26 protein-coding genes, 1 tRNA gene, 1 pseudogene and 1 riboswitch are annotated in these 26284 nt (G+C 71.8%); of the genes and pseudogenes, 17 read left to right on the top strand and 11 right to left on the bottom strand.

The genetic code is table 11. The features are described 5' to 3' along the window. The 4 genes and pseudogenes from ACK4TT_RS14620 to ACK4TT_RS14605 all read left to right on the top strand — a co-directional run. Positions 1–354 (top strand): annotated as a pseudogene (locus ACK4TT_RS14620) (rod shape-determining protein MreC); the annotation flags it as partial. A 179-nt stretch (positions 355–533) separates the two neighbouring features. Then, positions 534–725: a hypothetical protein gene (locus ACK4TT_RS14615; RefSeq protein ID WP_409641295.1), complete on the top strand. Its 192-nt coding sequence runs from the start codon at positions 534–536 to the stop codon at positions 723–725. Between the two features lie 98 nt (positions 726–823). Beyond that, positions 824–2014 (top strand): cytochrome P450, encoded by a 1191-nt coding sequence (locus ACK4TT_RS14610; RefSeq protein ID WP_409641298.1) that lies wholly within the window; start codon positions 824–826, stop codon positions 2012–2014. Between the two features lie 51 nt (positions 2015–2065). Then, the gene (locus tag ACK4TT_RS14605) at positions 2066–2269 is read left to right on the top strand and encodes a hypothetical protein (protein WP_409641301.1); all 204 of its coding nucleotides are present in this window, start codon (positions 2066–2068) and stop codon (positions 2267–2269) included. Positions 2270–2303: 34 nt separating this feature from the next. Here the strand turns inward: ACK4TT_RS14605 and ACK4TT_RS14600 are convergent, their stop codons facing one another. Beyond that, a complete protein-coding gene (locus ACK4TT_RS14600; RefSeq protein WP_410213277.1) occupies positions 2304–3299 on the bottom strand; it encodes a hypothetical protein in 996 nt (331 codons plus the stop codon). 75 nt (positions 3300–3374) lie between these two features. Here ACK4TT_RS14600 and glf point away from each other — a divergent pair, with 75 nt between their 5' ends. Beyond that, the gene (gene glf / locus ACK4TT_RS14595) at positions 3375–4544 is read left to right on the top strand and encodes a UDP-galactopyranose mutase (RefSeq protein ID WP_410213276.1); all 1170 of its coding nucleotides are present in this window, start codon (positions 3375–3377) and stop codon (positions 4542–4544) included. Next, positions 4541–5158, top strand: coding sequence for a DUF938 domain-containing protein (locus ACK4TT_RS14590; protein ID WP_409641310.1), 618 nt, complete (start codon positions 4541–4543; stop codon positions 5156–5158). Before glf ends, ACK4TT_RS14590 begins: the two co-directional genes overlap by 4 nt. Here the strand turns inward: ACK4TT_RS14590 and ACK4TT_RS14585 are convergent. Further along, a complete protein-coding gene (locus ACK4TT_RS14585; protein ID WP_409641313.1) occupies positions 5155–5796 on the bottom strand; it encodes a glutathione S-transferase family protein in 642 nt (213 codons plus the stop codon). The two genes, ACK4TT_RS14590 and ACK4TT_RS14585, sit on opposite strands and share 4 nt — an antisense overlap. 103 nt (positions 5797–5899) lie before the next feature. Between ACK4TT_RS14585 and ACK4TT_RS14580 the strand changes: the two genes are divergently transcribed. Continuing rightward, positions 5900–6106, top strand: coding sequence for a 2-hydroxymuconate tautomerase family protein (locus ACK4TT_RS14580; protein ID WP_409641316.1), 207 nt, complete (start codon positions 5900–5902; stop codon positions 6104–6106). Between the two features lie 4 nt (positions 6107–6110). On the opposite strand, the gene ACK4TT_RS14575 is transcribed toward ACK4TT_RS14580, so the two are convergent. After that, positions 6111–7034, bottom strand: coding sequence for an endonuclease/exonuclease/phosphatase family protein (locus ACK4TT_RS14575; protein WP_409641320.1), 924 nt, complete (start codon positions 7032–7034; stop codon positions 6111–6113). 200 nt (positions 7035–7234) lie between these two features. Between ACK4TT_RS14575 and ACK4TT_RS14570 the strand changes: the two genes are divergently transcribed. From ACK4TT_RS14570 to ACK4TT_RS14555, 4 genes are all read left to right on the top strand, one after another. Next, positions 7235–7450 carry a hypothetical protein gene (locus ACK4TT_RS14570; RefSeq protein WP_409641323.1) on the top strand — a complete coding sequence of 72 codons (216 nt, stop codon included), beginning with the start codon at positions 7235–7237 and terminating at the stop codon, positions 7448–7450. Between the two features lie 216 nt (positions 7451–7666). Next, complete coding sequence (locus tag ACK4TT_RS14565) at positions 7667–8959, top strand: amidohydrolase family protein (protein WP_410213275.1); 1293 nt, start codon at positions 7667–7669, stop codon at positions 8957–8959. A gap of 93 nt (positions 8960–9052) precedes the next feature. Further along, positions 9053–9547: a hypothetical protein gene (locus ACK4TT_RS14560; RefSeq protein ID WP_410213274.1), complete on the top strand. Its 495-nt coding sequence runs from the start codon at positions 9053–9055 to the stop codon at positions 9545–9547. Positions 9548–9628: 81 nt separating this feature from the next. Next, positions 9629–10147 carry a hypothetical protein gene (locus tag ACK4TT_RS14555; protein ID WP_410213273.1) on the top strand — a complete coding sequence of 173 codons (519 nt, stop codon included), beginning with the start codon at positions 9629–9631 and terminating at the stop codon, positions 10145–10147. A 24-nt stretch (positions 10148–10171) separates the two neighbouring features. Here the strand turns inward: ACK4TT_RS14555 and thiC are convergent, their stop codons facing one another. After that, positions 10172–12052 (bottom strand): phosphomethylpyrimidine synthase ThiC, encoded by a 1881-nt coding sequence (thiC, locus tag ACK4TT_RS14550; RefSeq protein WP_410213272.1) that lies wholly within the window; start codon positions 12050–12052, stop codon positions 10172–10174. A gap of 44 nt (positions 12053–12096) precedes the next feature. Next, positions 12097–12204, bottom strand: a riboswitch (TPP riboswitch). A gap of 111 nt (positions 12205–12315) precedes the next feature. Here thiC and ACK4TT_RS14545 point away from each other — a divergent pair. Genes ACK4TT_RS14545 through ACK4TT_RS14530 form a run of 4 tightly spaced genes read left to right on the top strand, consistent with a single transcriptional unit; the run spans position 12316 to position 15577 of the window. After that, positions 12316–13350 carry a DUF2804 domain-containing protein gene (locus ACK4TT_RS14545; protein WP_409641336.1) on the top strand — a complete coding sequence of 345 codons (1035 nt, stop codon included), beginning with the start codon at positions 12316–12318 and terminating at the stop codon, positions 13348–13350. Positions 13351–13385: 35 nt separating this feature from the next. Next, on the top strand, positions 13386–13826 hold the full coding sequence (locus tag ACK4TT_RS14540) for a DUF6491 family protein (RefSeq protein WP_409641339.1): 441 nt from the start codon (positions 13386–13388) through the stop codon (positions 13824–13826). Positions 13827–13850: 24 nt separating this feature from the next. After that, entirely contained in the window at positions 13851–14867 is a 1017-nt protein-coding gene (locus ACK4TT_RS14535; protein WP_410213271.1) for a D-cysteine desulfhydrase, read from the top strand. Then, positions 14867–15577, top strand: coding sequence for an aspartate/glutamate racemase family protein (locus ACK4TT_RS14530; RefSeq protein ID WP_410213270.1), 711 nt, complete (start codon positions 14867–14869; stop codon positions 15575–15577). Before ACK4TT_RS14535 ends, ACK4TT_RS14530 begins: the two co-directional genes overlap by 1 nt. A 7-nt stretch (positions 15578–15584) precedes the next feature. Here the strand turns inward: ACK4TT_RS14530 and ACK4TT_RS14525 are convergent, their stop codons facing one another. The 7 genes from ACK4TT_RS14525 to ACK4TT_RS14495 form a co-directional block, all read right to left on the bottom strand. After that, positions 15585–15935: a hypothetical protein gene (locus tag ACK4TT_RS14525; RefSeq protein WP_409641347.1), complete on the bottom strand. Its 351-nt coding sequence runs from the start codon at positions 15933–15935 to the stop codon at positions 15585–15587. Between the two features lie 263 nt (positions 15936–16198). Beyond that, complete coding sequence (locus tag ACK4TT_RS14520; RefSeq protein ID WP_409641350.1) at positions 16199–16747, bottom strand: tetratricopeptide repeat protein; 549 nt, start codon at positions 16745–16747, stop codon at positions 16199–16201. 74 nt (positions 16748–16821) lie between these two features. Beyond that, positions 16822–17724 (bottom strand): DMT family transporter, encoded by a 903-nt coding sequence (locus tag ACK4TT_RS14515; protein ID WP_409641353.1) that lies wholly within the window; start codon positions 17722–17724, stop codon positions 16822–16824. A gap of 62 nt (positions 17725–17786) precedes the next feature. Then, a complete protein-coding gene (locus ACK4TT_RS14510; RefSeq protein WP_410213269.1) occupies positions 17787–18890 on the bottom strand; it encodes a sensor histidine kinase in 1104 nt (367 codons plus the stop codon). A gap of 161 nt (positions 18891–19051) precedes the next feature. Further along, entirely contained in the window at positions 19052–22132 is a 3081-nt protein-coding gene (locus ACK4TT_RS14505) for a TonB-dependent receptor domain-containing protein (protein ID WP_409641359.1), read from the bottom strand. 164 nt (positions 22133–22296) lie between these two features. Continuing rightward, the gene (locus ACK4TT_RS14500) at positions 22297–23052 is read right to left on the bottom strand and encodes a LytR/AlgR family response regulator transcription factor (RefSeq protein ID WP_409641362.1); all 756 of its coding nucleotides are present in this window, start codon (positions 23050–23052) and stop codon (positions 22297–22299) included. Between the two features lie 241 nt (positions 23053–23293). Next, positions 23294–23370: transfer RNA gene (locus ACK4TT_RS14495), tRNA-Met, on the bottom strand. A 94-nt stretch (positions 23371–23464) separates the two neighbouring features. On the opposite strand from ACK4TT_RS14495, the gene ACK4TT_RS14490 reads away from it, so the two are divergent. Both ACK4TT_RS14490 and asnB read left to right on the top strand, forming a co-directional pair. After that, positions 23465–24493, top strand: coding sequence for a glycosyltransferase (locus tag ACK4TT_RS14490; RefSeq protein ID WP_409641365.1), 1029 nt, complete (start codon positions 23465–23467; stop codon positions 24491–24493). After that, positions 24493–26277 carry an asparagine synthase (glutamine-hydrolyzing) gene (gene asnB, locus ACK4TT_RS14485; RefSeq protein ID WP_410213268.1) on the top strand — a complete coding sequence of 595 codons (1785 nt, stop codon included), beginning with the start codon at positions 24493–24495 and terminating at the stop codon, positions 26275–26277. Before ACK4TT_RS14490 ends, asnB begins: the two co-directional genes overlap by 1 nt. The last annotated feature ends 7 nt before the right edge of the window (positions 26278–26284 follow it).

Below are 26284 nucleotides of genomic sequence, written 5' to 3'. Positions count from 1 at the left end.
GCGGCCCCCGCCGCCCCGGCGCCGCGCGCGACCGCATCGGCCGAACGCCGGACCGCCGCCCGTCCGGCCGGCGCCTCGCGCGCCAGGCCCGCGGCCGCCGCCAGCGCGGCGGAGAGCGGGATCAACGCCAGCGGAACGGCGGCCCTTCCGGCCGGCCCGCAGCCCTATTCGGCGCTCAATCCCTCGGCCGACACGGCCACGGGCGCCCCCATTGGCGCGGCTCCGCTGACGGCCACGCCGGCGCCGGCGCCGATCCCCGAGACGCCGCCGATCGCGCCGGAGGCCACGCCCGCCCCGACGCCGTCGCCCAGCCCCGCCGCCTCGCCCGAGGCGGTAACGCCGCCGCTGCTCTAGGACAAGGATGGCCCGCGCCGGGCGGGACCACCCTCATAGGTGAGCAGTCTCCGAGGGTTCCCGTCCCGGACGTGGGATTTCCCCAGAATGGGCGCCCCGGCCGGGGCGTCTAGGTAGTTTTACGGAGAGCGCCGCGGGCTCGCTCCGCGTAAAAGGTCTCCGTCAGTCAGGAACCCCCCGTGAGCCCCCGTCGCCGCACCTCCACCTTCGAACTCCGCCTGCAGGGGCGCGGTGCGGGCGTGCGCGTCGAGAAGATCACCTGCGGCGAGGCCGAACTGCTGACCCGCGTTCCCGACCTGATCCGCCGCGAGGGCCTGCACAGCGTCGAGGTCCGCCAGGACGGGGAGCACCTCTACACGGTCGCCGGCTAGGCCGATCGCCGCGGGGCATGACGCGGCGCGCGCTTGCGTGACCGCGGGGAAAGGTGCGCCCACTCCCCGGAACGACAAGAAACCCAGGGAGGAGGCGCATGGAGATCGATCTCCTGTCGCCGGCGAGCTTCGCGGGCGGCCAGCCGCACGCCCAATACGCCTGGCTGCGCGAGCACGCGCCGGCCTATCGGCACCCGGAGCCGGGGGGCCCGGGGTTCTGGGCGGTGACGCGCTACGAGGACGTCCGGGCCGTGGACCGCGACTTCCAGGCGTTCTCGTCCGAGCCCACGGTGATGATCACCGACCCCGCGCCCGACGCGGCCGCCTTCGGCCCCTACAAGATGATGCTGATGATGGACCCGCCCGAGCACACCGGGTTCCGCAAGCTCATCCGCGCCGAGTTCACCGAGCCGTCGGCCCGGCTGCGCGCCGGGCGCATCCGCGAGCTCGCCCGCCAGATCGTGGACGGCGTGGCGAGGAAGGGCGAGTGCGACTTCGTGGCCGAGGTGGCGGGCGAGATGCCCAGCTACGTCATCGCCGAGCTGATGGGCCTGCCGCTCGATGACGGGCGCGAGCTCTACAAGCTCACCGAGACCATCCACACGGCCCCGGAGGCCCTGCCCGAGGGCGCGGGCGCCGCGGCCGTGATGAAGATGTTCGAATACGGCTCGCGGGTGATGGCCGAGAAGCGGGCCAAACCCGGCGACGACCTGGCCTCGCGCCTGCTGGCCTGCGAGGTGGACGGCCGCCGGCTGGAGGACATGGAGTTCCTGCTGTTCTTCCTGCTGCTGATCGACGCGGGCGGGGACACGACGCGCAACCTGCTGTCGGGCGGGCTGCTGGCGCTCATGGAGCATCCCGACCAACTCGCCTGGCTGACGGCCGACCTGCCGGGCCGCGTGGGGACGGCGCGCGAGGAACTGCTGCGCTGGACGAGCCCGGTGATCTACATGCGCCGCACGGCCACGCGGGACACAGAGATCGCCGGCCAGCCCATCGCCGCCGGCGACAAGGTGGTCATGTACTTCGGCTCGGCCAACCGCGACCCGGCCGCCATCGACCGGCCCGACGTCCTGGACCTGTCCCGGCCCGACAATGCGCACCTCGCCTTCGGCGCCGGCCCGCACGTGTGCCTGGGCCAGCACATCGCCAGGATCGAGATCGACGCCATGCTGACAGAGGTGTTGTCCCGGCTGACCGACTTCGCCCCGGCGGGCGAAGTGGAATGGCTGGCGTCGAACTTCATCTCCGGGCCCCGGGCGATGCCGGTGCGTTTCCGGGCGGCGTGAAAGCAGGAAAGGCGCGCACCCTCCCGGCCCGTTTCCTGCACGGCGCCATGCATGATGTTCGAAGCCGAGACACTCCGCCTCCTTCAGATGCGCGCAGCCGCCCGCGGCCAATCCGTGCTGCTGGCCCACATCGACCAGGCGCTGTCGGTCATCGGCCGCCTGGCCGAGGCCGACAACGACAACGACCTCGACGACCTGGAAGCCGCCGTGGAAGCCCTGGCCGCCATGGTCGGCGCCCCGGCCATCCGACACTAGCACCCCGGGGGGCGTGGGGGCGGGCGCCCGCGCGTCAGGGACGGGCGGGCGCTCTCCCGAACAGGGCCGCGGCCTGGGCTTGGAACGCGCGCTTCTCGTTCAGGATCATGTCGCGGAACGGCTGCTGCGCGTCCCAGTGGCCGCGCGGATCGGTCATGACCGCCTCGATGCGGGCCGCCAGCGCGCCCGACTCGACCTCGGCGTCCTCGAACTTGAAGTCCTCGGGGAGGGGGAAGTCCTCCTGAAAGCGGCCGGCGCCCCTGCGGCGGATGAAGACCACGGCGCCGCAGGCGGCCGCCTCGCGCGGCATCCGGTCCTGGCCAGGGAAATGGCCGAAATCCACATAGACGAGGCGTTCGGAGAAGATCTCCCGCAGCTTCGGCTTGCTGAAACCCTGGAGCGCGAGGCCATCCAGGTTCGGGTGGGCCTGGAAGAAGCCCGCGCCGAGGTCGCCCCCCTTCGCGGCGTTGTAGGCGCAGGCGCGCCGGGGCGACGGACCGGCGGCGGGGGCGTCCGTGAACAGCGGCGAGGTGTAGTCCCGCAGTTCGGCCATGTTGGGCGCCCCGTGGTCGCGCAGGAAGTCGCGGGCGTAGGCGCTCTGCCACAGATGGATCAGGTCGGGCCGGGCGAACAGCTCGCGCCGGAAGGCTTCGTCCCGAAGCCGCGGCGCGGCCCGATAGGCGTTGTCCACCGACAGCCACCAGATGGCGACCCTGCCGGCCGTGAATCCGTGGTGCTTCGGCGCCAGGGACTCGGGCAGCACCATGAGGGTGTCGCCGTCGCGCGGGACCTCCGGAGCGGAGCGCGGCGCGTAGGCCGCGTAGTATTCCATGACCTCGGCGGCCAGCGGCGAGGCGCTGCGGACCCGATTCCTCTCGACCTGAATTCCGCCGCCGCCGCCGAAATAGACCATGTGGTTCTCGATCCCGACGCCGGTGAGCGCGTGGGACAGTTGGTGGAGCGCCTCGGGCCCCCCGGTCAAAGCCGCGGGGCAGAACAAGACGACGCGCCGGATGTGGCCAAGATTCATTTTTGGTCTTCTTGTGGACGTTCGCCCGTGTCACCGGGGCGCCCTGACCTGTCAAGCATCCGGCCGCCGCCGTCCATGAACCCTCCGTCCCCGTCCGCCCCCGCCGTCCGGCCCGCGTCGCGCCGCAGGCCGTTCGACTATCTGATCGTGGGGGCGGGGTTCGCGGGCGCGGTGCTGGCCGAGCGGCTGACCAGCCAGCTCGGCAAGCGGGTGCTCTTGGTGGACCGCCGCCCGCATGTGGGCGGCAACGCCTATGACGAGACGGACGCCGGCGGGGTGCTGATGCACCGCTACGGCCCGCACATCTTCCACACCAACTCCGAGGAGGTGTTCGGCTATCTGTCGAAGTTCACGACGTGGCGGCCCTACGAGCACCGGGTGCTGGCCTGCGTGAAGGGCGGACTGCACGTCCCCATGCCGATCAACCGCACCACGCTCAACCTGCTCTACGGCCTCGACCTGGAGGACGAGGCCCAGGCCGAGGCCTTCCTGAAGTCCCGGGCCCAGCCGGTGGAGAGGATCCGCACCTCCGAGGACGTGGTGGTGAGCCAGGTCGGCCGCGAGCTCTACGAGACCTTCTTCCGGGGCTACACCCGCAAGCAGTGGGGCATGGACCCCTCCGAGCTGGACAAGTCGGTGACCGCCCGGGTGCCCACCCGCACCGACACCGACGACCGCTACTTCACCGACCGGTTCCAGGCCATGCCGGCCCAGGGCTACACCCGGATGTTCGAGAACATGCTGGACCAGCCGGGGCTTTCCCTGGAACTCGGCGTGGAGTTCGAGGACGTGCGCGACGAGGCGGTCTTCGAGCGGCTGGTCTTCACCGGCCCCATCGACGAATACTTCGACCACCGCTTCGGCAAGCTGCCCTACCGCAGCCTGAGGTTCCGCCACGAAACCCTGGACCGGGAATGGGCCCAGCCCGTGGCGGTCATCAACCACCCCGACGAGGCCATCCGCTACACCCGGGTCAGCGAGTACAAGCACATGACCGGCCAGGCGCACCCCAGGACCACGATCACCTACGAGTTCCCAAGCGCCGAGGGCGACCCCTACTACCCCGTCCCCCGGCCCGAGAACCAGGCGCTCTACAAGCGCTACGAGGCCCTCGCCCTCGAAACCCCCGACGTCCATTTCGTCGGACGCCTCGCCACCTACCGCTACTACAACATGGACCAGGTCACAGGGCAGGCGCTCGCCGCCTTCCGCAGGATCGCCGAACGGGAGGCCGCCTCCGCATGACCGACATTCCGCCGCCCGGCGCGCGCACGGCGCCGTCCACCGCCCGCAACCGCGGGCCGATCCTTGAGGTACTGAAGCGCTGGCTGCCCGCGCGCGGCCTGGTGCTGGAGATCGCCTCGGGCGCGGGCGAGCACGCCGTCTTCAACGCCGCCGCCCTGCCCGGCGTGACCTGGCAGCCGACAGACCTGGACGAGGCCGCGCTCGGCAGCATCGCCGCCTGGCGGGCGCACGCCGGCCCGCCGAACCTGCTGCCGCCCGTTCCCCTCGACGCCTCCGCCCCGGAGAGCTGGCCGGTCGCGCGCGCCGACGCCATCGTCTCCATCAACATGGTCCACATCTCGCCCTGGGCCGCCACCGAGGGGCTGATGACGGGCGCCGGCCGCGTGCTGCCGCCCGGCGGCGTGCTGATCCTCTACGGGCCCTATCTGGAGGACGGCGTGGAGACCGCGCCCGGCAACCTCGCCTTCGACGCCGACCTCAAGCGGCGCAACCCGGCCTGGGGCCTGCGCCGCGTCGAAGACGTCGCGGCGCTCGCCGCGACGCATGGCCTGACCCTGGCCGAACGGATCGCCATGCCGGCCAACAACCTGACCCTCGTCTTCCGCCGGACCTAGGCGTTCAGCCACTCCGTCAGGCCCTCGCGCCGGCAGGTCTCGACAAAGGCCGGCCGCGCCCGCAGGCGCTGGATGTAGGGGGCGAGGTTCGGAAGGCCGGTGGCGGGCCTGGGCATGTTGCGCGACCAGCGCATGAGCATCAGCGCCAGGAAGTCGACCGTGGTGAGCGTTTCGCCCAGCAGGTAGGGCCGGCCGTCGGCAAGCTCGGCGTCGAGGCTCGCGAGCGCCTCCTCGATGCGCCGCCGCGCCAGGGCCCGCACGGCCTCGGCGCCGGCCGGATCGCCGTCCTTCTCCGCGTAGAACCAGTCGCGCATCGGCGGCAGCAGGCCGTTGGCCAGCCACACCATCTGCTCCATCCAGCGGGCGCGGAGCGGATCGCCCGGGGCGGGCGCGAAGCCCGCCTCGGGATGGCGCTCGGCCAGCAGCATGAGCAGCGCCGCGGATTCGCGCACCGGCGCGCCGTCGATCACCAGCGTCGGCACGCGGCCCTGGGGATTGAGCTTCAGGTAGGTCGCCGAGCGCTGCTCGCCCGCGTCGAGGTCCACGCGCCGGGCCTCGAAGGGAACGCCCAGTTCGAGCAGCATCCAGTGGACGGCGAGGCTGGCCGCGCCCGGGGCGTAGAAGAGGGTGTAGGTCATGGCCGTGCTCTAGCGGCCGGGCGGACGACGGGAAAGGCCGCTTTTCCCGGGACGCCGGCTTCCCTACGTAGGGACTCGAACGCCAGACCGGAGAGGCCGCCCCATGCCCTATGTGAACATCAAGATCACCCGCGACGGCGCCACGGCCGAGCAGAAGGCGGCCCTCATCAAGGGCGTCACCGACCTCCTGGTCCAGGTGCTGGACAAGAATCCCGCCACGACGGTCGTCGTGATCGACGAGGTGGAGACCGACAACTGGGGGATCGGCGGCCTGTCGGTCACCGAGCGCCGCGCCCGACCGCCGGGCTGAACGCTCAGGGCGCGGCCGCGGCGAGGGCGGCGGGGCGCGTCCGCGCGGCCAGTTCGGCCGGGCTCCACGTCAGGCGGTAGCGCACAAGATAGGCCGCGTGGTCCGACAGCGCGGCCGCGCCATCGAAGAGCGTCCGGTCCTCGACCGGCGTGACGGCGATGGGCCGGGGCGCGGTGAAGGCCTGCAGGTCCTGGGACTTGAGCCACGGCGTCGCGCTCCGGGCCGAGGGACTCTCAGGGCCGCAGCCCCCGGACGCGCGGCGGCAGTATTCGCTGACCACCGTGTAGGGCCGGGCCTCGGCCCGGAAGGCGTAGCGGTCGGGCGCGTTCTTGACGTTGAAGTCCCCGCCGATCAGCACCGGCCGGTCGGAAAGCCCCGCCCGGACGAAGCCGTAGAGCTCCTCGGTCTGCACGTTGTGGGCCCACAGCGTGCGGGCCAGCGGCGCGCGGGCCGCCCGGCGGGAATTCATGTGGGTGTTGACCACGTCCACCGCGAAGGGGACGCCGTCCAGCTTCAGCGTCACCCGCATGGCGCCCTTGTTGGCGAAGCAGTCGAAGCCCGCGCAGGCGCCGTAGGCCATCCGCTCCACGTCGGCGATGGGCGCATCGCTCAGTACGTGCAGCCCGCCCCCTAATATCGGCAACCGCGGTCCGCCCTTCATGGTCCGGGAAGGGCCCTGGACCCAGTGCCGATAACCCGAGGCGCGGACCAGGTCGGCCACCTCGCCCCGGAAGCCCTCCTGGATCAGCACCACGTCGGGCTGGCGGCCCTGGCGGCGGAGTTCGGCGAGCTGCTCGCCGATGGCCCTGAGCGCCTGGGCACGGCCCGTCGCCACGGGCCACGGCAGGCCCCGGACATTGTAGGTGAGGACCGATATCTCGCGGCTCTCCACGGCCGCCGCCGGTTCCGCCGGAACATCCGCCCACATGCCGGTCTCTCCCAACAAGGCCGCCAATGGCTTCTGATCGATGCGGGGCGAGATGACGGTGTTCGGTGACAGGGGTTTGCAGGCTTCGTGACCGTCCTGCGAAGGTCGATGCGGCGCCTAGGCGCATCGCGCGGCGGCTGGGCTTTTGGCATGAGCGGACTCATCCGACCATCGCGAGCCGACACGCCGGGGGAGCCGTCATGCCCGAACAGATCACCAAGAAACGGCTGGCCGAATGGGCCTCGGCGGGCCTGGTGCTGCTCTCGGGCGCGATGGCGGGGCATTACGCGGCGCTCGGCATGAACCTCGTCCAGTGGGCCGGCGCCGTCGCCGCCGTCCTGGGCTCGGTGACGGTCGCCGTCGCCGTCCGCATCTGGCCCGGTCCCCGGAAGGCCGAGGCCAAGACCCGGGACTGAGGCCGGGCCGGCGAAGCCGTCATCGGGCAACCGCAGAAAACGCGGAAGATCGCAGAAGTCGGCTGTCATCCCTGCGAGTCAGCACTGGCCAGCGGCGCCGCTTCGCGGCCTGAGGGACGGTCTCTTTCTGCGTCTTATGCGGTTTCGAGCGGAAGGGCCGCTTGCCCGGAGACCGCCGATCGGACAGCCTCCGCTCCGAGGTCGAGGGCGGGGCGCATGCGGATCATCCGGAACATCGTGCTGGGCGCGCTGGCGCTCGCCTGCGCGGCGGGCGCGGCGCGGGCCGAGACCATCTATCTGCGCGCCGGACGGCTGATCGACGTGGAGCGCGGCGCCGCCCTCCCCGACCGGCGCCTGAAGATCGTCGACGGCCGGATCGCCGAGGTCGCGCCCTGGAGCCCGCCGCCGGCGGACGCGGCCGTGGTGGACTGGTCAAGGTTCACCGTCCTGCCCGGCCTCATCGACCTGCACACCCACGCCGCCGACGGCTTCGGCCAGACCAATGACCCGGCCGAGCCGCTCAAGCATTCCGCCGCCGAGACCGTGCTGAAGGGGGCCGAGGCCGCCCGCACCCTGCTGATGGCCGGCTTCACCACCATCCGCGACGTGGGCGTCTATCGCGGCCTCAGCGACGTGGCCCTGCGGGACGCCATCGCCAGGGGCTGGGTCGAGGGCCCGCGCATGGTCGTGGCCGGCGCCTACATCACCGCGCCGGGCGGCGGCGGGGCGGTGACCGGGGCGGCGCCCGACGTGGAGATCCCCCGCGACTTCCGCCTGGGCGAGGCGCGCGATCCCGTCGAGGCCCGCGACCGGGTGCGCTACCTGCTCCAGCAGCGGGCCGACTTCATCAAGATCATCGGCACCGGGGCGGTCCTGGCGCTGGGCAGCGAGCCCGGCGCGCTGGAGCTGACCGAGGCCGAGATGAAGGCCGCCTGCGACGAGGCCGCCGCGCGCGGCAGCTACTGCATCGTCCACGCCCACGGCGCGGCCGGGATCAAGGCCGCCATCCGGGCCGGCGCGCGGACCATCGAGCACGCCAGCCTGATCGATGACGAGGGGATCGCGCTCGCCAAGGCCCGCGGCGTGTTCCTGGACATGGACATCTACAACGGCGACTGGATCGAGGAGGTGGGGACGCGGGAGGGCTGGCCGGCCGAGTACCTGCGCAAGAACCGCGAGACCACCGACCTCCAGCGCGAGGGCTTCCGCAAGGCGGTGAAGGCCGGCGTGCGCCTGACCTTCGGCACTGACGCCGCCGTCTATCCCTACGGCCTGGGCGCGCGGCAGTTCGCCTACATGGTCCGTTACGGGATGACGCCCGCCCAGGCGATCCGCTCGGCCACCACCGAGGCGGCCGCGGCGCTTCGGATGGAGCGCGAACTGGGCCAGGCCGCGCCGGGCTTCCACGCCGACCTCGTCGCCGTCGAGGGCGACCCGCTCACCGACGTCGCGACGCTGACGCACGTGACGGGCGTGATGAAGGCCGGGCGGGTCGTCAAGGCGCCCTGACGTTTCCGCAAACAAACTGTTTGTATGTCATCTGAAGCTGCGCTACACACCTCTCCGACGCCGGGCGAGCCGCCGGCCCACGGAGAGAGACCGATGAAACCAAGAGCCGCGATGATGGGGCTGGCCGTCGCCGCCCTGGCCGCCTCAGCCGTGGCCGTTCCCGCCGCCGCGCAGACGATCGCCGACGCTCAGAACCCGCTCGAGATCGACGTCACCATCGTCAACGACAGCCCTTATCCGGTCTTCACGGACACGGAAGCTGGCGCGATCAACTGCTTCCGCGGCGGCCTGCCCGCGACCACCCTGCAGCCGGGCCAGAAGACCTCCTTCCCGCTGATGGCGGTCTGCGACACCCTCTCGGGCGAGCAGACCTTCGTCCCGGCCCTGCATGGTCCCGAGCAGCGGCTGAACCTGGCCTTCCGCGTCGACCTCGCCAACCCCGCCGCGCCGGTCGCGGGCGCGGCCAACGCCGCCATCGCGGTGGAGGCCCAGGGGTGGGTCGCGCCGAAGAGCTGGCTCGGCAATCAGACGCCGGCCGCCATCACCTGGCGGATCGCCTGCCCCGCCGGGGGCTGCACCGCGAAGTGACCCCTTTCCCGCGCACCTGAAGCCTAGCCTGCGCCGGGCCGCGGCGCTGTTCCTCGCAGACCTTCCGAGAGGAGCCCGACCATGAAGCCCGCTCGTTCCCTCGCCCTGCCTGCCCTCGCCCTGCCTGCCCTCGCCGTCGGCGCCGCCGCCCTCGCCACCCCCGCACTGGCGGACGACGTGCCGATTCAGCTCGTGACCCAGAACAACATGCCCGTGCCGGTCTACACGGACACCCAGGGCGGCGGTTCGACGTGCCTGCGCGGCCTCCCGGGGACCAGCGTGCCCGCCAACGGCGTCGTCTACGTCACCATGTGGATGACCTGCCAGCCGATGCGGGGTCAGCAGGTCTTCATCCCCTCGGTCGCTGGCCCGGAAGTACGCACGAACGTGGGCTTCGGCTTCAAGGTCGACCCCGCCAGCGACGCCCTCGATTTCAGCGGTGGGACCGGAGCGTCTCCGGCGCTGAGCGTCTCGGTCTCCGGCTTCGACGCCAGGACCATCACCCGGGTGGAACTCAACCTCGGCAACGTCGTCACGGTCCAGGGGCTGAGCTGGAAGTGGACCATCGACTGCCCGGCCGCCGGCTGTCCGAAGCCCTGAGCGCCGCGGGCCGACGACGGGTCCCTATTCCGCGGGGGTCAGCGGCACCTGGATCTCGCCGCCGCTCTCGCGGAACTTCCTGGACATTTCGACCATCCCGGTCCGCACGTCGTTCTGGCCCATGTCGTTCTGGCCCATGTCGTTCTGGCCCATGTCGTTCTGGCCCCGGGCCGCGTCGCGGATGTCCTGGCTGATCTTCATCGAGCAGAACTTCGGCCCGCACATCGAGCAGAAGTGGGCGGTCTTGAACGCCTCCTTCGGCAGGCTCTCGTCGTGGTACTCGCGCGCCGTCTCGGGATCGATGCCCAGGTTGAACTGGTCCTCCCAGCGGAACTCGAAGCGGGCGCGGCTGATGGCGTCGTCCCACATCCGGGCGGCCGGGTGGCCCTTGGCGAGGTCGGCGGCGTGGGCGGCGAGCTTGTAGGTCATCACGCCGACCTTCACGTCCTCGCGGTTCGGAAGGCCCAGGTGCTCCTTGGGCGTGACGTAGCAGAGCATCGCCGTGCCGAACCAGCCGATCATCGCCGCCCCGATGGCCGAGGTGATGTGGTCGTAGCCGGGCGCCACGTCCGTGGTCAGCGGACCCAGGGTGTAGAACGGCGCCTCGCCGCAGACGGCGAGCTGCTTGTCCATGTTGGCCTTGATCTTGTGCATCGGCACGTGGCCTGGGCCCTCGATCATCACCTGGACATTGTGCTTCCAGGCGATCTGGGTGAGCTCGCCCAGTGTCTCCAGCTCGGCGAACTGGGCCGCGTCGTTGGCGTCGGCGATCGAGCCGGGGCGCAGGCCGTCGCCCAGCGAGAACGAGACGTCGTACGCCTTCATGATTTCGCAGATGTCCTCGAAGCGCTCGTAAAGGAAGTTCTCGCGGTGGTGGGCCAGGCACCACTTGGCCATGATCGAGCCGCCGCGCGACACGATCCCGGTCACCCGGCTGGCGGTCAGCGGCACATAGGCCAGCCGCACGCCGGCGTGGATGGTGAAGTAGTCGACGCCCTGCTCGGCCTGTTCGATGAGGGTGTCGCGGAAGACCTCCCAGGTCAGGTCCTCGGCCACGCCGCCCACCTTCTCCAGCGCCTGGTAGATCGGCACGGTGCCGATCGGCACGGGGCTGTTGCGGACGATCCAGTCGCGGATGTTGTGGATGTTGCGGCCGGTGGAGAGGTCCATGACCGTGTCGGCGCCGCAGCGGATCGCCCACACCATCTTGTCCACCTCGTCGGAGACGTGGCTGAGGACCGCCGAGTTGCCGATGTTGGCGTTGATCTTCACCAGGAAGTTCCGGCCGATGATCATCGGCTCGAGCTCGGTGTGGTTGATGTTGGCCGGGATGATGGCGCGGCCGCGGGCGATCTCGTCGCGGACGAACTCGGGCGTCACGAAGTCGGGGATCGCGGCGCCGAAGTCCTCCCCGTCGCGGATGAAGGCGTCGGCCTCCTTGCGGCGCAGGTTCTCGCGGATGGCGACGTATTCCATTTCCGGCGTGATGATCCCGCGCCGGGCGTATTCGAGCTGGGTGACGTTGCCGCCCGCCTTGGCGCGATAGACGCGGCGGGGCGCGGTGAACTCGGGCGCGAGATGCTCGCCTTTCGCGAAGCCGTTGTCCTCGGGCTTCACCTGGCGGGGGCTCTCGACGATCTCGACGTCTCCCCGGCTGACGACCCACGGCTCGCGGGTCTTCGGCAGGCCCTTCTCGATGTCGATCCGGACCGCGGGGTCGGTGTAGGGGCCCGAGGGGTCGTAGAGCGTCAGGGCCGGCTCGTTGGCCGACGGATGCACCGCCACCTCGCGGAAAGGCACGCGGATGTCCGGCCACAGCCGGCCGGGCTCGTGGACCTTCCTCGATCCGGGGCGCTCGCCGGTCGGGATGGCGGCGGGCTCCAGGGTTCCGGCGGGCTTGTTCATCGGCGCGGCTCCGTAACAGGACGGATCACGGGCGTCGGGACGGGGTCTTCAAGCTGGCCCTTCCCTTCGCCGGCATGACCCGGATCAGGTTCGACGGGTCGTGGGCTCACCCACCTCTCAGCCGCTTGGGCGCGGCCCCCCGAGGATCGGCGGACGCTACGCCGGAAGGCGCCGCGGGGGAAGGCCCGAATGCCGGCGATATCGAATCCATCGACCTGGACGGCGGAGCTTGGTTTGATGGCCCCAGCGACGAGGGGGATGGAATGGCGCAGATCGAACTGGGCGCGGGCGACCTGCTGGACCGCCGGGGGCGCCTCGCCGAGGCCGGCTGGGCCCGGAAGGAAGCGCGCCGCTACGACCGCGCCGCCATCGCCGCCTCGCCGCTCCGGATCAAGGAGTGGGACTACTACTGCGTGCTGGCCGGCGACTACGGCCTGTCGGCGGTGGTGGCCGACAACGGCTACATGGGCTTCCTGTCGGTCGTCTGGCTGGACTTCCGCACGCCGTCGGTCACGGTCGAGAGCGTCATCACGCCCTTCCCGTTGGGCCGGATGCGGATGCCCGGGAGCGCCGATGCCGGCGACATCGTCCAGGACCGCCCCAGGCTCAGGCTCGCCTTCCGCCACACGCCGGGCGGCCGCCGGCTGAGCATCGACTGCCCGGGCTTCGCCAAGGGCAAGGGCCTCCGCGGCGTCATCGACCTGGCCCAGCCGCCCATGGACCGGATGATGATCGCCACGCCCTGGCGAGGCGCGCCCAAGGCCTTCTACTACAACCAGAAGATCAACTGCATGGCGGCCAGCGGCGAGGTGATCCTGGGCGGCGAGACCTACGCCTTCCGGCCCGACCGGGCCTTCGCCGTGCTGGACTGGGGCCGGGGCGTCTGGACCTACCGCAACACCTGGTACTGGGGCTCGGCCTCGGGCCTGGTGGACGGCCAGCCGTTCGGCTTCAACATCGGCTACGGCTTCGGCGACACCTCGGCCGCCTCCGAGAACATGGTCTTCCACGAGGGCGTGGCCCACAAGCTCGACCAGGTGACCTTCCACCTGCCGCCGCCGAGCGCCGCCGGGACCTATGACGCCGCGCCCTGGCGGTTCTCCAGCAACGACGGGCGCCTGGAGATGACCTTCGAGCCGATCATCGACCGCGCCGAGACCACCGACCTGAAGGTCATCCGCTCCATCGCCCACCAGGTGTTCGGCCGCTTCTCGGGGACCGCCATCCTCGACGACGGGCGCAAGGTGGCCTTCACGGACCTGCTGGGCTTCGCCGAGAAGGTGGAGAACGCCTGGTAGCGGGCGTAGGATCGCGGCCACACGGAGGACCGCCGATGAAGCTCCTGCTCGCCGCCACCCTGGCCCTGGCTCTCCCGCTGACCGCCTGCGCCGCCAAGCCGCCGCCGGGCGACATGGCCGGCGTCCTGCCCCCCGCCCCGCCGCCGGGGACGCGGCTGGCCTCGGCCGACTGCTTCCGTTCGGCCGACATCCGCAACCACACCATCGGCGACAGCCGCACGCTGTTCCTGAGCGTCCGCAACCGCGACGTCTACCGCGTGGGCATGAGCGGCGCGTGCCTGGCCGGCGCCTTCCCGTCGGACTTCCTGGTCACCCGCCAGCCGCCGGGCTCGTCGCTGATCTGCGCGCCCATCGACATGGACATCGCCATCTCCAAGGGGACGAGCGGCGGCTTCGAGACGCCCTGCATCGTGGAATCCATCGTCAAGCTCACCCCGGCCCAGGTCGCCGCCCTGCCGCCGAGGTTGCGGCCCTGACCGGAAAGGGGCTAGGGGCGGAGGATGCATTTCGCCCGCTACAACCCCGTCCGCTTCGCCCACCTGCCCACGCCGCTGGAGCCCCTGCCCGGCCTGACCGAGGCGCTCGTCACGCCCGACGGCGGCGGGCCCACGCTGTGGATCAAGCGCGACGACTGCACGGGCCTGGCCGGCGGCGGCAACAAGACCCGCAAGCTGGAGTTCCTGCTGGGCGATGCGCTCGCCAACGACGCCGACACCCTGGTGACGCAAGGCGCCGTCCAGTCCAACCACGTGCGCCAGACCGCCGCCGCCGCCGCCCGCTTCGGCCTGAAGTGCGAGGTCATCCTGGAGCACCGCACGGGCTCCGAGGCCCACGACTACAACCGCTCGGGCAACGTCCTGCTGGACGAGCTGCTGGGCGCGCGGATCCGTCACGTCCCCGGCGGAACCGACATGAACGCCGCCCTGGCGGAGGTGGCCGAGGAGGTCGCCGAGGCCGGCGGCCGGCCCTATGTGATCCCCGGCGGCGGCTCGAACGTCATCGGCGCCCTGGGCTATGCCGAGTGCGCCATGGAGCTGGTGGCCCAGGCCAATGAGCTGGGGCTGGAGATCGACCGCATCGTCACCGCCACCGGCAGCGCCGGCACCCACGCGGGCCTGGTGGCCGGCCTGGCGGTGATGGGCGCCGACATCCCGGTGCTGGGCATCGGCGTCCGCGCGCCCCAGGACGTGCAGGAGGCCAACGTCTTCAATCTGGCCCAGGGAACCGCCGCCCTCCTGGGCCACGAGGACCGGGTGAGGCGGGACATGGTGGTCGCCGACTGCGACTACGTCGGCGAAGGCTACGGCCTGATCGACCAGGGCGTGATCGACGCGCTGAAACTGATCGCGCGGACCGACGCGATCCTCCTGGACCCGGTCTATACGGGCAAGGCGATGAAGGGTCTGATCGCCCTGTCGCGGGCCGGCGCGTTCGACGGCGAGACCGTGGTCTTCCTGCACACCGGCGGCGCCCAGGGCCTGTTCGGCTACCAGGGCGAACTGGACGGCAAGCTCTGATGTCCGAGGAGAGCGACAGCCTGACCCTCGGCGTCCTGGGCGGCATGGGCCCGGCGGCGACGCTGGATTTCCTGGCCAAGATCCTGGCCTACACCCCGGCCGAGAAGGACCAGGACCACATCCGGGTCATCGCCGACATCAATCCCAAGGCGCCCGACCGCAACGTCCCGGGCTCCGACACCGGGCACGTGCTGGCCGAGATGGCCGGCGCCCTGCGCGGCGCGGGCGCCGAGCTGCTGGCCATGCCGTGCAACACGGCGCACGCGCATGCCGACCTGATCCAGCGGGCCTCCGGCCTGCCGCTGATCGACATGATCGACCTGGCCGCCGAGGCCGCCGCCGAGAGCGGCGCGATCCGGGCGGGCGTGCTGGGCGCCAAGGGGGCGCTGAAGCTCTACCGCGAATACCTGGCCGCGCGGGGCCTGGGCATGGTCGCCCTGCCGCCCGATCGCCAGGAGGCGTTCATGGAGACCCTCTACGCCATCAAGGGCGGCGACCTGGGCCCCGAGGCGAAGCGCCAGATGAAGGCCTACGCCGCCGAGCTGGTGAAGGGCGGCGCCGAGGTGCTGATCGCCGGCTGCACCGAGGTCCCGCTGGTGCTGGAGCCCCAGGACGTGAAGGTCGAGCTGGTCGACCCCGCCGACCTCCTGGCCCGCCGCTGCGTGGCCGTCTGCCTGGGCTACGAGACGATCCCGCAGGTCGGGGCCTGACCAGCGCTCACCGCCGCGTCTTCGAGATCTCCTGCACCCGCCGGTTGGAGTCGGCGAGCGCCCTGTCGGGGATGCTGGGCAGGTGCGAGGTGTCGATGCTTGCGGGCGGAGCGCCCGGATAGGGCAGAGACGGCAGGCCCGGCGGCGGCCGCTGGCCCTGGATGATCGCCTGCTCGGCCCGCTGGCGGGCCTCCAGCGACATGAGCTGGTTCTGGAGGTCGATCGAGCGCTGCTGCTGCATCTGCTGCTGGAGACGCAGCTCGTCGAGCTGAAGCTGGTTGAGCCGGTCGAAGTCCTGGGCCGCGGCGGTCCCGGCCGTCGCCAACGCCAGTCCCGCGATGAGAACCAGGGTGCGCATGGCCTTCATATGGGCGCCCTCGCGCCGGGCGGAAGTCCGTGCGGGAACCACGAAGGACACGAAAGGGGGGGGGCTTGTCCCCTGCCGCCGCGCCAGCGGGGGCGCCCTTTTGAAGGAACCACGGAATACACGGAAGGACACGGCAAGCGCCGACGCCGTCCGTGTATTCTGCGTCTTCCGTGGTTTGATCCTTGCGGACTGACCGCTGCGCGGTCGGTCGGAGATCGCTCCCCCTTTCGTGTCCTTCGTGCTTTTCGTGGTTCCTAGCGCCGCTGGACGGTGAAGCGGGCGAGTTCGCGCCTGGGGGCGTCCCATTCCGGGCTGAGCTCGACGGCCTTCTGGTAGTCGAAGTAGGCCGACTTCATGTCGTCGAGCCCTTCGTGGGCGAGCGCGCGGTTGTAGTAGGCCTTCTCCGGCTCCTGCACGCCCAGCGCCAGCGCGCGATCGAGGTCGGCCAGGCCCTCGGCGTAGCGGCGCGCGCCCACGGCCGCCGCGCCCCGGTTGACGTAGGCCTCGCCCAGCTCCGGCTGGATGGAGACCGCCTTGTCGAAATCGGCGGTCGCGGCCGCGAACTCGCCCCGCCGCAGCTTGAAGACGCCGCGGTTGACGAAGGTGCCGGCCCGGTCGCGCGGCGACAGCGCCTCGGTCGTGAGCGCGATCGTGCAGTCCTCCTCGAAGCGGCGGTCCGACTCCCCGGCCAGGGCCGCGTCCGAGCACTTGCGGGCCATGCCGCCGCCCAGCACCGTCACCGACTGGGCCGCCGCGCCGGAAGCCGCCAGCGCCACAACGGAAAAGACGAGATATCTCAGCATGGACCAGCTCCCGCTAGGAGGTCCCGAGGCTCCGCCCGTAACGCCGGTCTGTCAAACGATACTCCGGGCGCCGATCAGGACGGCGAGCGAAATCGGCGCAGCTCGCGGTGCAGGATGTAGACCCCGCTGGCGGCCACGATCAGCGCGCCGACGACGGTGGCCGGATGGGGCAGCTCCCCCCAGATGACGAGGCCCAGGAGCGCGGCCCAGACGAGCTGGGTGTAGTCGAAGGGCGCCACCACGCCGATGGGGGCGTTGCGCAGGGCCTCGGTGAGGAAGAGCTGGCCCACGCCGCCGATCAGGCCGGCCACCACCAGGAGGCCCAGGGTGGCCGGGTCGGGGATCGTCCAGCCGAACAGCAGCGAGCCCGCGAGCCCCAGCACCGTGCCGCCCAGGGTGAAGTAGAAGACGATGGTCGGGCCCCGCTCGGTGTCGGCGATCTGACGGATGGCGACCATGGCCCCGGCCGCGCCCAGCGCGCTCAGGATGCCCAGGGTGACGCCCACGACGTTCATGTGGCCGGGGACCGGGCGGGCCATGATCATCACGCCCACGAAGCCCACCACGACCGCGCCCCAGCGGTGCTTGCCCACCGGCTCGGCCAGCAGCAGGGCCGACAGCGCGGTCATGAACAGCGGCGAGGCGAACTGCAGCGCCGTGGCCTCGGTGAGCGGCAGGTGCTGGACCGCCGAGAAGCCGCACACCATGCCCGAGAGCCCGACCACCGAGCGCAGCAGGTGGCCCAGGGGGCGCTTCGTCCTCAGGACCTCGAAGCCCGTGGTGCGCCAGATGTAGAGGCCGAGCGGGACGAAGGCGAAGGCGTTGCGGAAGAAGATGATCTCGAAGACCGGCACGCCCCGGTCCCCGCACCACTTCACCAGCGCCGACAGGAGCGCCATGCAGGCCATGGCCGACACGCGCAGCACGATGCCCAGGAGCGGACGGTGGACGGGCGCGTGGAGGCTGTCGGCGGGCACGGCGGCGCTCGTCGCAGGCCCCGGCGGGGCCGTCAACCGGCGACGCCGGGGAAGGGGTCGGTTCAGGCGGCGCGGCGGGCCGTCTCGGCGAACGCGAGCGGCAGCCGGATCTCGGCCTCGAAGCCCGGTGAAAGGTCACGAACCGCCAGGCTCCCGGCCGCGCCGTAGAGCGCCGCGAGCCGGGCGCGCACGTTGGCTAGGCCGACCCCGGCCCCCATCAAGGCGCCTGGCGCGGGCGGTGCGGCGGCCGCGCCGTCGTCCTGGACGCCGAGCACAAGTTCCGCGCCCTCCTGTCGCGCGGCGACCCGCACGGTCACCGGCCGGCGCGAGGCGGCGACCCCGTGCTTGACCGCGTTCTCGACCAGCGGCTGGAGCAGGAAGTGGGGGATCATCGCGCCCATCAGCTCGGGCGGGGCGTCTATCTCCACGGCCAGGCGCGGCCCGAAGCGCGTCGCCTCGATCTGCAGGTAGGACCCGATCACGTCCAGCTCCTCCTCCAGGGGCAGGACGGCCCCGGGCGGCGTGCCCAGCGAGGCGCGGAAGAAGCTGGAGAGCCGGCCCACCACCCCTTGCGCCTCGGCGTTGCGGCCGGCCCCCACGAGCGAGGTCACGGCGTTCAGCGCGTTGAACAGGAAGTGCGGATTGATCTGGAAACGCAGGGCGGCGAGCTGGGCCTCCTGGGCCGCGGCCCGCGCGTCCGCCAGGCTGCGCTCGCGCTCCCGCAGCGCCTCGTCCGACAGGGCCAGGGCCGCGCCGGTGGCGAAGATCGCATAGACCGAGGCGAGCGCCGTCAGGTTGGTGAGCAGCAGCATCTCGAAGACGCCCGCCGGATCGCGCCGGCCGAGCACGGCGGCCGGATGCATCAGCGCATGGTACAGCCAGGAATCGAACACGGTGTGGACGCCGAGCGCGGCCAGCGTCACGCCGGCGCCCATGGCGAGGCGGCGTCGGCGCGTCGCCCGCTGGCCCGCCCGCAGCGCCAGGAAGATCCCCCAGCAGAACGCCATGCCCACCAGGCCGCAGACGCTGAAGTAGGCGACCAGGCGCGGTTCGAGCCGGCCGATGGACAGGAACGGGGCCAGGTAGAAGACCTCGGCCACCAGCCAGAGCCCGATGCAGAGCAGCGCCGCCTGCCGGGCGGTCCGCGCCCCTCCTCTGTCCGTCACGTCGCGCATCCTCGAAGGCCCCGCGCCAGCCTAGCACGGCCGGACGGAGCCCCAGGAGTCGCATTCGTCGCGCGATCGGCGGCGCTCGTCGCGCCGGGGGAAGAAAAGTACGGGAGGGCCGACTTCGGGGATTGGCGGCCCTCCCGCCCCACGCTCCAGCCCTAGAAGCTGTAGCGGAGGGTAAGGCGGACGCTGCGCGGCGCCTGGTAGGACCGCGGCCGGCCGTAGGTCGTCACCGGCGTGCCGGGCAGGCCGCCCGTCTCGCCCTGCTCCACGACGCGGGTCACGGCGTGTTCGTTGAAGACGTTGAACACGTCGAGCGCGGCGGTGACGGCGCCCAGGCCGTCGCGCTGCGGAACCACGTCCCAGGTGACGTTCAGGTCGGTGTTGGTCACCCAGTCGGTACGGCCCGCCGCGCCGCGCGGCGTCGGCGTCGGGACGCCGTCCTTCACGCAGTACCAGGCCCCCGGCGTGTTGCCCGGGGTCGGGTCGTCCGGATGGTAGCCGATGCAGCTATAGGGCCGCCCCGACTGGGCGTAGAAGTTCGCGCCCACCCGCAGCCGCTCGGTCGCCTGCACGAAGCCGTAGAGCTTGAAGGTGTGCCGGTGGTCGTTCGGCAGGTAGCCGTAGCCGCCCTCCGACAGGAAGTAGGCGTCGAAGTCCTGGGTGAGCGAGGTGTCGGTCTGGCCGATGTCCGACTTCACCGCGCCCTCGTAGTTCCCCTTGGACTTGGCCCAGACATACGAGCCCTGCAGCGCCCAGCGGCCGTCGAAGGGACGTTCGAAGGTGAATTCCAGGGCGTCGTACTTCCGCTTGACCTTTTCGAGCCGCAGATCCTCCTCGGTGAAGACCACCTCCTGGAGGTTCGCCCCGCCCGGGCCGCCGGCCAGGTCGAGCATCACGCGGATCGGCTTGCCGGGGTTGGTCAGGATGTAGTGGCCGCTGAACCGGTCGTTCGCCGTGCCGTCGGCGTCCGGCGCGCAGCCGGCCGCGTGGGTGCGCGCGCAGTAGCGGTCCACCGCCCCGCCGTGGCCGATGTCGGTGTCCTCGATGGTCGACTTCAGGTCGCGGTGGACCCAGCGGACCCCTCCGCGCCAGCCGTCGAACATGCCGCCGGCGAACTCGTGCTCGTAGCCGAGGATGAACTCCTCCTCGAACATCGGGTCGATCTCGGCGTTGACGATCTCGCGCGGGTCCGGGGCGACGGGCCGGGCGAAGACGGCGTCGGGCCGCAGGCGCTCGCCGAGGATCGGCACGCCGTTGGCGTCGCGGCGCAGGGAGCCGTCCGGATTGACCGTCACCGCGCGGTACTCGACGTGGAAGTCCTCGCCCGACACCGCCCGGATCGAGGTGTTGGTGGCGATCGGCAGGTAGTAGCGGCCGAACGAGCCGTACAGCTTGTCACGCCCCTCGCCCCGCGGGTCCCAGGTGAAGCCCAGGCGCGGCGCGATCTGGTCGTCGAGCTTGATGTAGCTCTCGCCGTCGCGGTTCTTGTAGTTGTACTGGTCGAGCCGCAGCCCGGCCTGGATCGTCAGGGTGTCGGTGACGTCCCACGAGTCCTGGACATAGGCCGCCGTCTGGCTGGCGTCGTACTCACCGCCCGATCCATAGTAGGTGGTCTGGGCGTAGGCCTGCGGCGGCAGCGTCGTTCCGGGCGGGGTCCGGAAGAGCACGTCCATGGCGAAGCCGCCGTTGTAGAGGTGGGTGTCGGTGGACTTCAGGTCCTCGCGGTCATAGCCCATCCGGACGTGGTGGCGGCCGAAGAAGTCGGCGTAGAAGTCGGCGTCCACGCGATAGGTCTTGCGGACGTCCTCGCCCACCGGCTGCAGCGAGCCGGCGACGTTGGCGGGGGTCAGGAAGACGGTCGTGCTGGTGCGCCGGTCGCGGACGCGCGGCGTATCCACCAGGTCGCCCTCGTCCTGCTGGTCCGAGACCGTCTCGCCATAGAGCGCCGAGAGCGTGAACCAGTCGGTGAAGGCGCCGGTGTACTTGTAGATCTGGTTGAAGCCGCCCGCCTTCTCCACATAGCCGAGGCCTTCGCCCGTGATCCCCTGCCGGGCGTCGAAGTCGAAGAAGCGCTGGTCGGTCTCGGACTCGTCCGAGAACAGCGTCGCCTCCAGGCGCTGGCGGTCGGTGATGTTCAGGTCGAACTTGGCCAGCCAGCGGGGGCTGTCGCTCTTGTTGTAGGTCTGGGTTCCCCGGTACTGGTTCTCGCCGGTGGTCCCGAGGGACGTCACGGCGAAGTATTCCTCGGTCTTGCGGGCGTTGTAGAGGCCGAAGAAGAACAGCCGGTCCTTCAGGATCGGGCCGCTCAGGTAGACCGAGGTGTCCAGGGTCTCAAGGCTGGCGGCGTCGTTGTAGACGTTCGCGCCCGAGACGCCGACGCCGCCGGCGCTGAAGGCGTTGGGGGACTTCGCCCGCCAGGTCTTCGGCGAATAGGTGGCGGTGACGCCGCCGTGCCACTCGTTCGAGCCCGAGCGGGTGACGATGTTGACCACGCCGCCGGTGGCGCGCCCGAACTCGGCCTGGTAGCCGCCCGTCTTCACGTCGATCGACTGGATCGCGTCGAACGGCAGGTCCGCGTAGCCCAGCAGGTTGCGCAGGTCCGTCACGTTCAGGCCGTTGATGTAGTAGACGCTCTCGGCCGCCGATGTGCCGCCCACGACCAGCGTCGACTGGTTGCGGCGCGAGCTGGCCGCGATGGTGGCGTCCGGGCGCGAGACGCCGGGGGCCAGCAGGGCTACGTTGGCGATCGAGCGGCCCACCGGAATCTGCGAGGCGACCTCCTGCACGTCGATCACCTGGCCCACGTCGGTGCGGGCGAAGTCCTGGGTGCGGCGCGCGCCGGTGACCACCAGTTCCTCGACCGTGCCGCCCGACAGGGTGAAGGTGAAGGACGAACCGCCGGGGGCGACGCTGACCCGCTGGTTGGCGAGCGAGGTATGGCCCGGCGCTGTCACCTCGGCCGTGTAGGCGCCCACCGCGAGCGCGTTGATCTGGTAGCGGCCGTTCGCGTCGGTGACAGCTTGGCGCACCGCGCCCTGGCTCGAACGCACCGTCACCTGGGCTCCGGCGACCGGGGCGCCGTCGGCGGTCTCCACCCGGCCGGCCAGGTTGCCCGAGGTGTAGTCCTGGGCCAGCGCCACGCCGGGCGTCAGGACGGGAACGGCGAGGCCGAGGGCCGCGGCGCCGGCGAACAGGGTCGTCGCCAGAAGCCGACCGCGCATGGTCGAAGTCTTCACGTCATCGCTCTCCAGTGTTGCGAAGGGGCGGCCTGCCCGGCCGCGCGTTCGCGAATCCCCAAGCGACGCCCTGCGGCGTCACACGGGCGTCACACTGGTCGGGGCGCTGGCGGCGCGCTGGCGGTTTGCGACGAACTGCGACAAGTCTGCGGCCGGCGGCGGGGTCAGCCGGCGCGGTCCAGCCCCAGCGCTTCTGCGACCTTCCTGGCGTAGCTGACGCCCACCTCGACCGCGGCCCCGTCCTCGGTGTGCAGGCGCATGAGGTTGCGCCCGCCCCGCTCCACGCGGGCGACGGTCGAGAGCCGCACGAAGGCCGACCGATGCACCCGCATGAGTTCGGCCGGGTCCAGCCGCCCGGCGAGCTCGGCCATGGTCGTCCGCTGGATGTAGGTCTTGGCTGCGGTGTGGATGAGCGCGTAGTCGCGGGCCGCCTCGATCCGCAGGATCTGGGAAACGCGCACGCGCACGAAGCCGTCGCGGCGTCGGACCCACAGCTCCTCGTCGTAGCCGTCGGCGGGCGGAGCTTCCGCCGCCTGCGCCCGCACCTCCTCGCCGTCCCGGGACCGGCTCTCGCGCCGCCGACGGGCCCGGCGCACCGCCTCGGCCAGGCGGTCGGGCTGGACCGGCTTCAGGAGGTAGTCGACGGCCTCGATCTCGAAGGCCTCGGCGGCGTGCTCGGCGAAGGCGGTGACGAAGACGATCTCCGGCCCCCGCGTTTCCGACATGGCCCGCGCCAGGGTCATCCCGCTCTCGCCCGGCATCTGGATGTCCAGGAACACGAGGTCGGGCCGCAACTCGGCGATCAGCGCCCGCGCCGCCTCGGCGTCGGGGGCCGTCCCCACCAGCTCCATGTCCGGCCAGCCCGAAAGGCATCGCGCCAGCCAGTCGGCGGCCAGCGGCTCGTCGTCAACGATCAGCACACGCAACTGAGAACGCGCCCCGTCAAAACGCCCCCGGTCGGCGCGCCCCCGCCCCGGCCGGACAAGACTGATCCCCCTGACCCCCTTCGGGTTCCGGGCGGCACCGTAACATTCATTGTCGCGCCAGGAGACGTCTTCGTCGCGAACCGGGGCGCATTCGTCGCAAAGACCGGCGCGCCGGACGCGGAAGGACGCCGGACCCGGGACATCGCCGATGGGGAAGATCGCGCCGAGGAGACCGTGGTAGCTGGGGGCGGGCTCGAACCGCCGACCTGTGGGTTATGAATCCACCGCTCTAACCAGCTGAGCTACCCAGCCACGGTCGCTCGCGCGAGGTGGGGCTTATAGGGGCTTGCTTCGCGCGCTTCAAGCGCTTGGGCGAAGGCGTTTCACCGGCTAGGTTCGGGCCGCGATGAGCGTCCTCCACCTCCTGGGCGCCGCCGGCGACGGCGGCGCGGAGACCTATTTCGTCGACCTCGTGGAGGCGCTGGCCCGCGCGGGCTTGCCCCAGGCCGCGGCCATCCGCCGTCATCCCGGACGGCAGGCGCGGCTGAGGGCGGCGGGCGTGCCGGTCCGCACCCTGCCCTTCGGCGGCCCCGTCGACATCCTGACCAGGCCCGCGGCGGCGGGATTCGCCGCCCTGCACGGGACCAAGGCGGCGGTGGCCTGGATGAACCGGGCGGCCCGCCACACCCCCCGGGGACCCTGGGCCCGGATCGGCCGCCTCGGCGGCTACTACAGCCTGAAATACTACAAGGGCTTCGACCACCTGGTGGCCAACACCGAGGACATCGCCGACTGGATCGTGGCCCAGGGCTGGCCCGCCGGGCGGGTGACCTGCATCCCCAACTTCGCCGCCGCCCCGCCCGAGGTCGCGCCGGTGGACCGGGCGAGCCTGGCCACGCCCGAGGATGCGCCCCTGCTGCTCTCCATGGGCAGGCTGCACGACGCCAAGGCCCACGACGTCAGTCTCCAGGCGCTCACGAGGCTGCCCGACGCCGTCCTGTGGATCGCCGGGACCGGCCCCGAGGAGGCCAAGCTGAAGGCCATGGCCGAGGTCCTGGGCGTGGCCCCGCGCGTGCGCTTCCTGGGCTGGCGCACCGACGCCCACGCCCTCTACCGCGCCGCCGACGTGTGCGTCTTCCCCTCGCGCTACGAGCCCCTGGGCAATGTGGTCATCCAGGCCTGGGCCCACGGCCTGCCGGTGGTGGCCGCCGCCAGCCAGGGGCCGAAGGCGCTGATCACGCCCGGCGACGACGGCCTGCTGGTTCCCATCGACGACCCCGAGGCGCTAGCCGCCGCCATCGCCCGCCTGCTGGCCGAGCCCATGCTGCGCGCCCGCCTCGTCGCCGCCGGCCAGGCCCGCGTGGAGGCCGACTTCTCCGAGGCCGCCGTCGTCGCCCGCTGGAAGACCCTGTTCGCCGACTACGGGGCCCTCTGATGTGCGGCATCGCCGGCCAGCTCGGCGGCGAGGCGCCAGCCGCCGAGCCGATGATCCGCGCGCTCGCCCATCGGGGCCCGGACGGCGTGCGGGTGGAGGCCCTGGCGGGCGCATCCCTCGCCCACGCGCGGCTCTCGATCATCGACCTGGAGGGCGGCTGGCAGCCGCTGCACGCCGCCGGAGGCACGGTCGTCGGCAACGGCGAGATCTACAACTACCTGGAGCTGGCCCGGGACTTCCAGCTCGGCGACCGGCTCGCCACCGGCTCGGACTTCGAGCCCCTGCTCCATCTCCACGCCCAGGAGGGCGAGGCCGCCTTCGACCGCCTGCGGGGCATGTACGCGCTCTGCCTGATCGGCCCGGACGGGCGGGCCTGGCTGGCCCGCGATCCCTTCGGCATCAAGCCGCTCTACATCATGGAGCATGCGGGGGGGCTGGCCTTCGCCTCCGAACCCCGGGCGTTCTTCGCCGCCGGCCTGATGCGCGCCGAACTGGACGAGGCCGCCGCCCGCGAACTCCTGTCCTTCAACTACACGGTCGGCGAGCGCACCGCCTTCCAGGGCCTGCGCAGGCTCGCGCCCGGCGAGGTGGTGGAGGTGCGCGACGGCAAGATCGTGGCCGGCCGGCGGCGTCGGGCGCTCCTCCCCCGCCCCGCGGGGGAGGGGGACCCCGAAGGGGTGGAGGGGGCGCTGCCGGCGCACGGTCCCGACGCCCCCTCCGTCGCATTCGCGAGACCTCCCCCGCGCGCGGGGGAGGAGCGCGACCTCATCGCCCGCCTCGACGCCGTGCTGGAAGACAGCGTCCGCGTCCACCAGCGCTCGGACGTCCCCTACGGCCTCTTCCTGTCGGGCGGGATCGACTCCGCCGCCATCGCCACGCTCATGGCCCGCCTGAACGAACGGCCGGTGACCGCCTTCACCTGCGGCTTCGACGTTCCCGAGGCCGCGGACGAGCGCGCGGGGGCCGAGCGCATCGCCCGGGCGCTGGACCTCGACTGGCGCGAGACGACCTTCGGCGAGGCGGACTTCTGGCGCATCCTGCCGCAGGTCGCCTGGGCCCTGGACGATCCCACCGCCGACTACGCGACCTTGCCCACCTACAAGCTGGCCGAGGCCGCCAAGGGGACGCTGACGGTCGTGCTGACCGGCGAGGGCGGCGACGAGCTGTTCGGCGGATACGGGCGCTATCGCCGCGCGCTCAGGCCCGCCTGGCTGGGCGGCCGTCCCGCCGAGCCCCGGGGCGCCGACGCCGCGTCCCTGGAGAGCTGGCGGCGCGCGGCCAAGGCGCCGCCGGGCCTTACCCAGCTACAGCAGGCGCAATGGGCCGACATCGCCACCTGGCTGCCGAACGACCTGCTGCTCAAGCTGGACCGCTGCCTGATGGCCCACGGGCTGGAGGGCCGCACGCCCTTCCTCGACCCCGAGGTCGCCGCCTTCGCCTGGGGCCTGCCCGACCGCGCCAAGGTGCGGGGCGGCTACGGCAAGTGGCTCCTGCGCAAGTGGCTGGAGCGCGCCTGCCCGGCCGCCAGTCCGTGGGCCGGGAAGCAGGGCTTCACCGTCCCGGTGGACGCCTGGATCGCGCCGCGCGCGGGCGACATCGCCGCCCGCATCGGGAAGGTCGGGGCCGTCCGCCGCATCCTCGGCGACGAAGCCGCCGTAAGGATGCGTGAAGGGGGGCCGGGACAGCGCTGGCCCCTGCTGTTCTTCGCCGTCTGGGCGCTGATCCATCTGGAGGGCGCGGAACCCGGGGCCGCGCTTTCCGCTGTCGCCGGGATGGAGGTTTGAGGGAATC

The organism is Phenylobacterium sp., from assembly GCF_046463815.1.
Lineage (GTDB): Bacteria > Pseudomonadota > Alphaproteobacteria > Caulobacterales > Caulobacteraceae > Phenylobacterium.
This window is presented reverse-complemented; position numbering and strand designations above follow the sequence as displayed.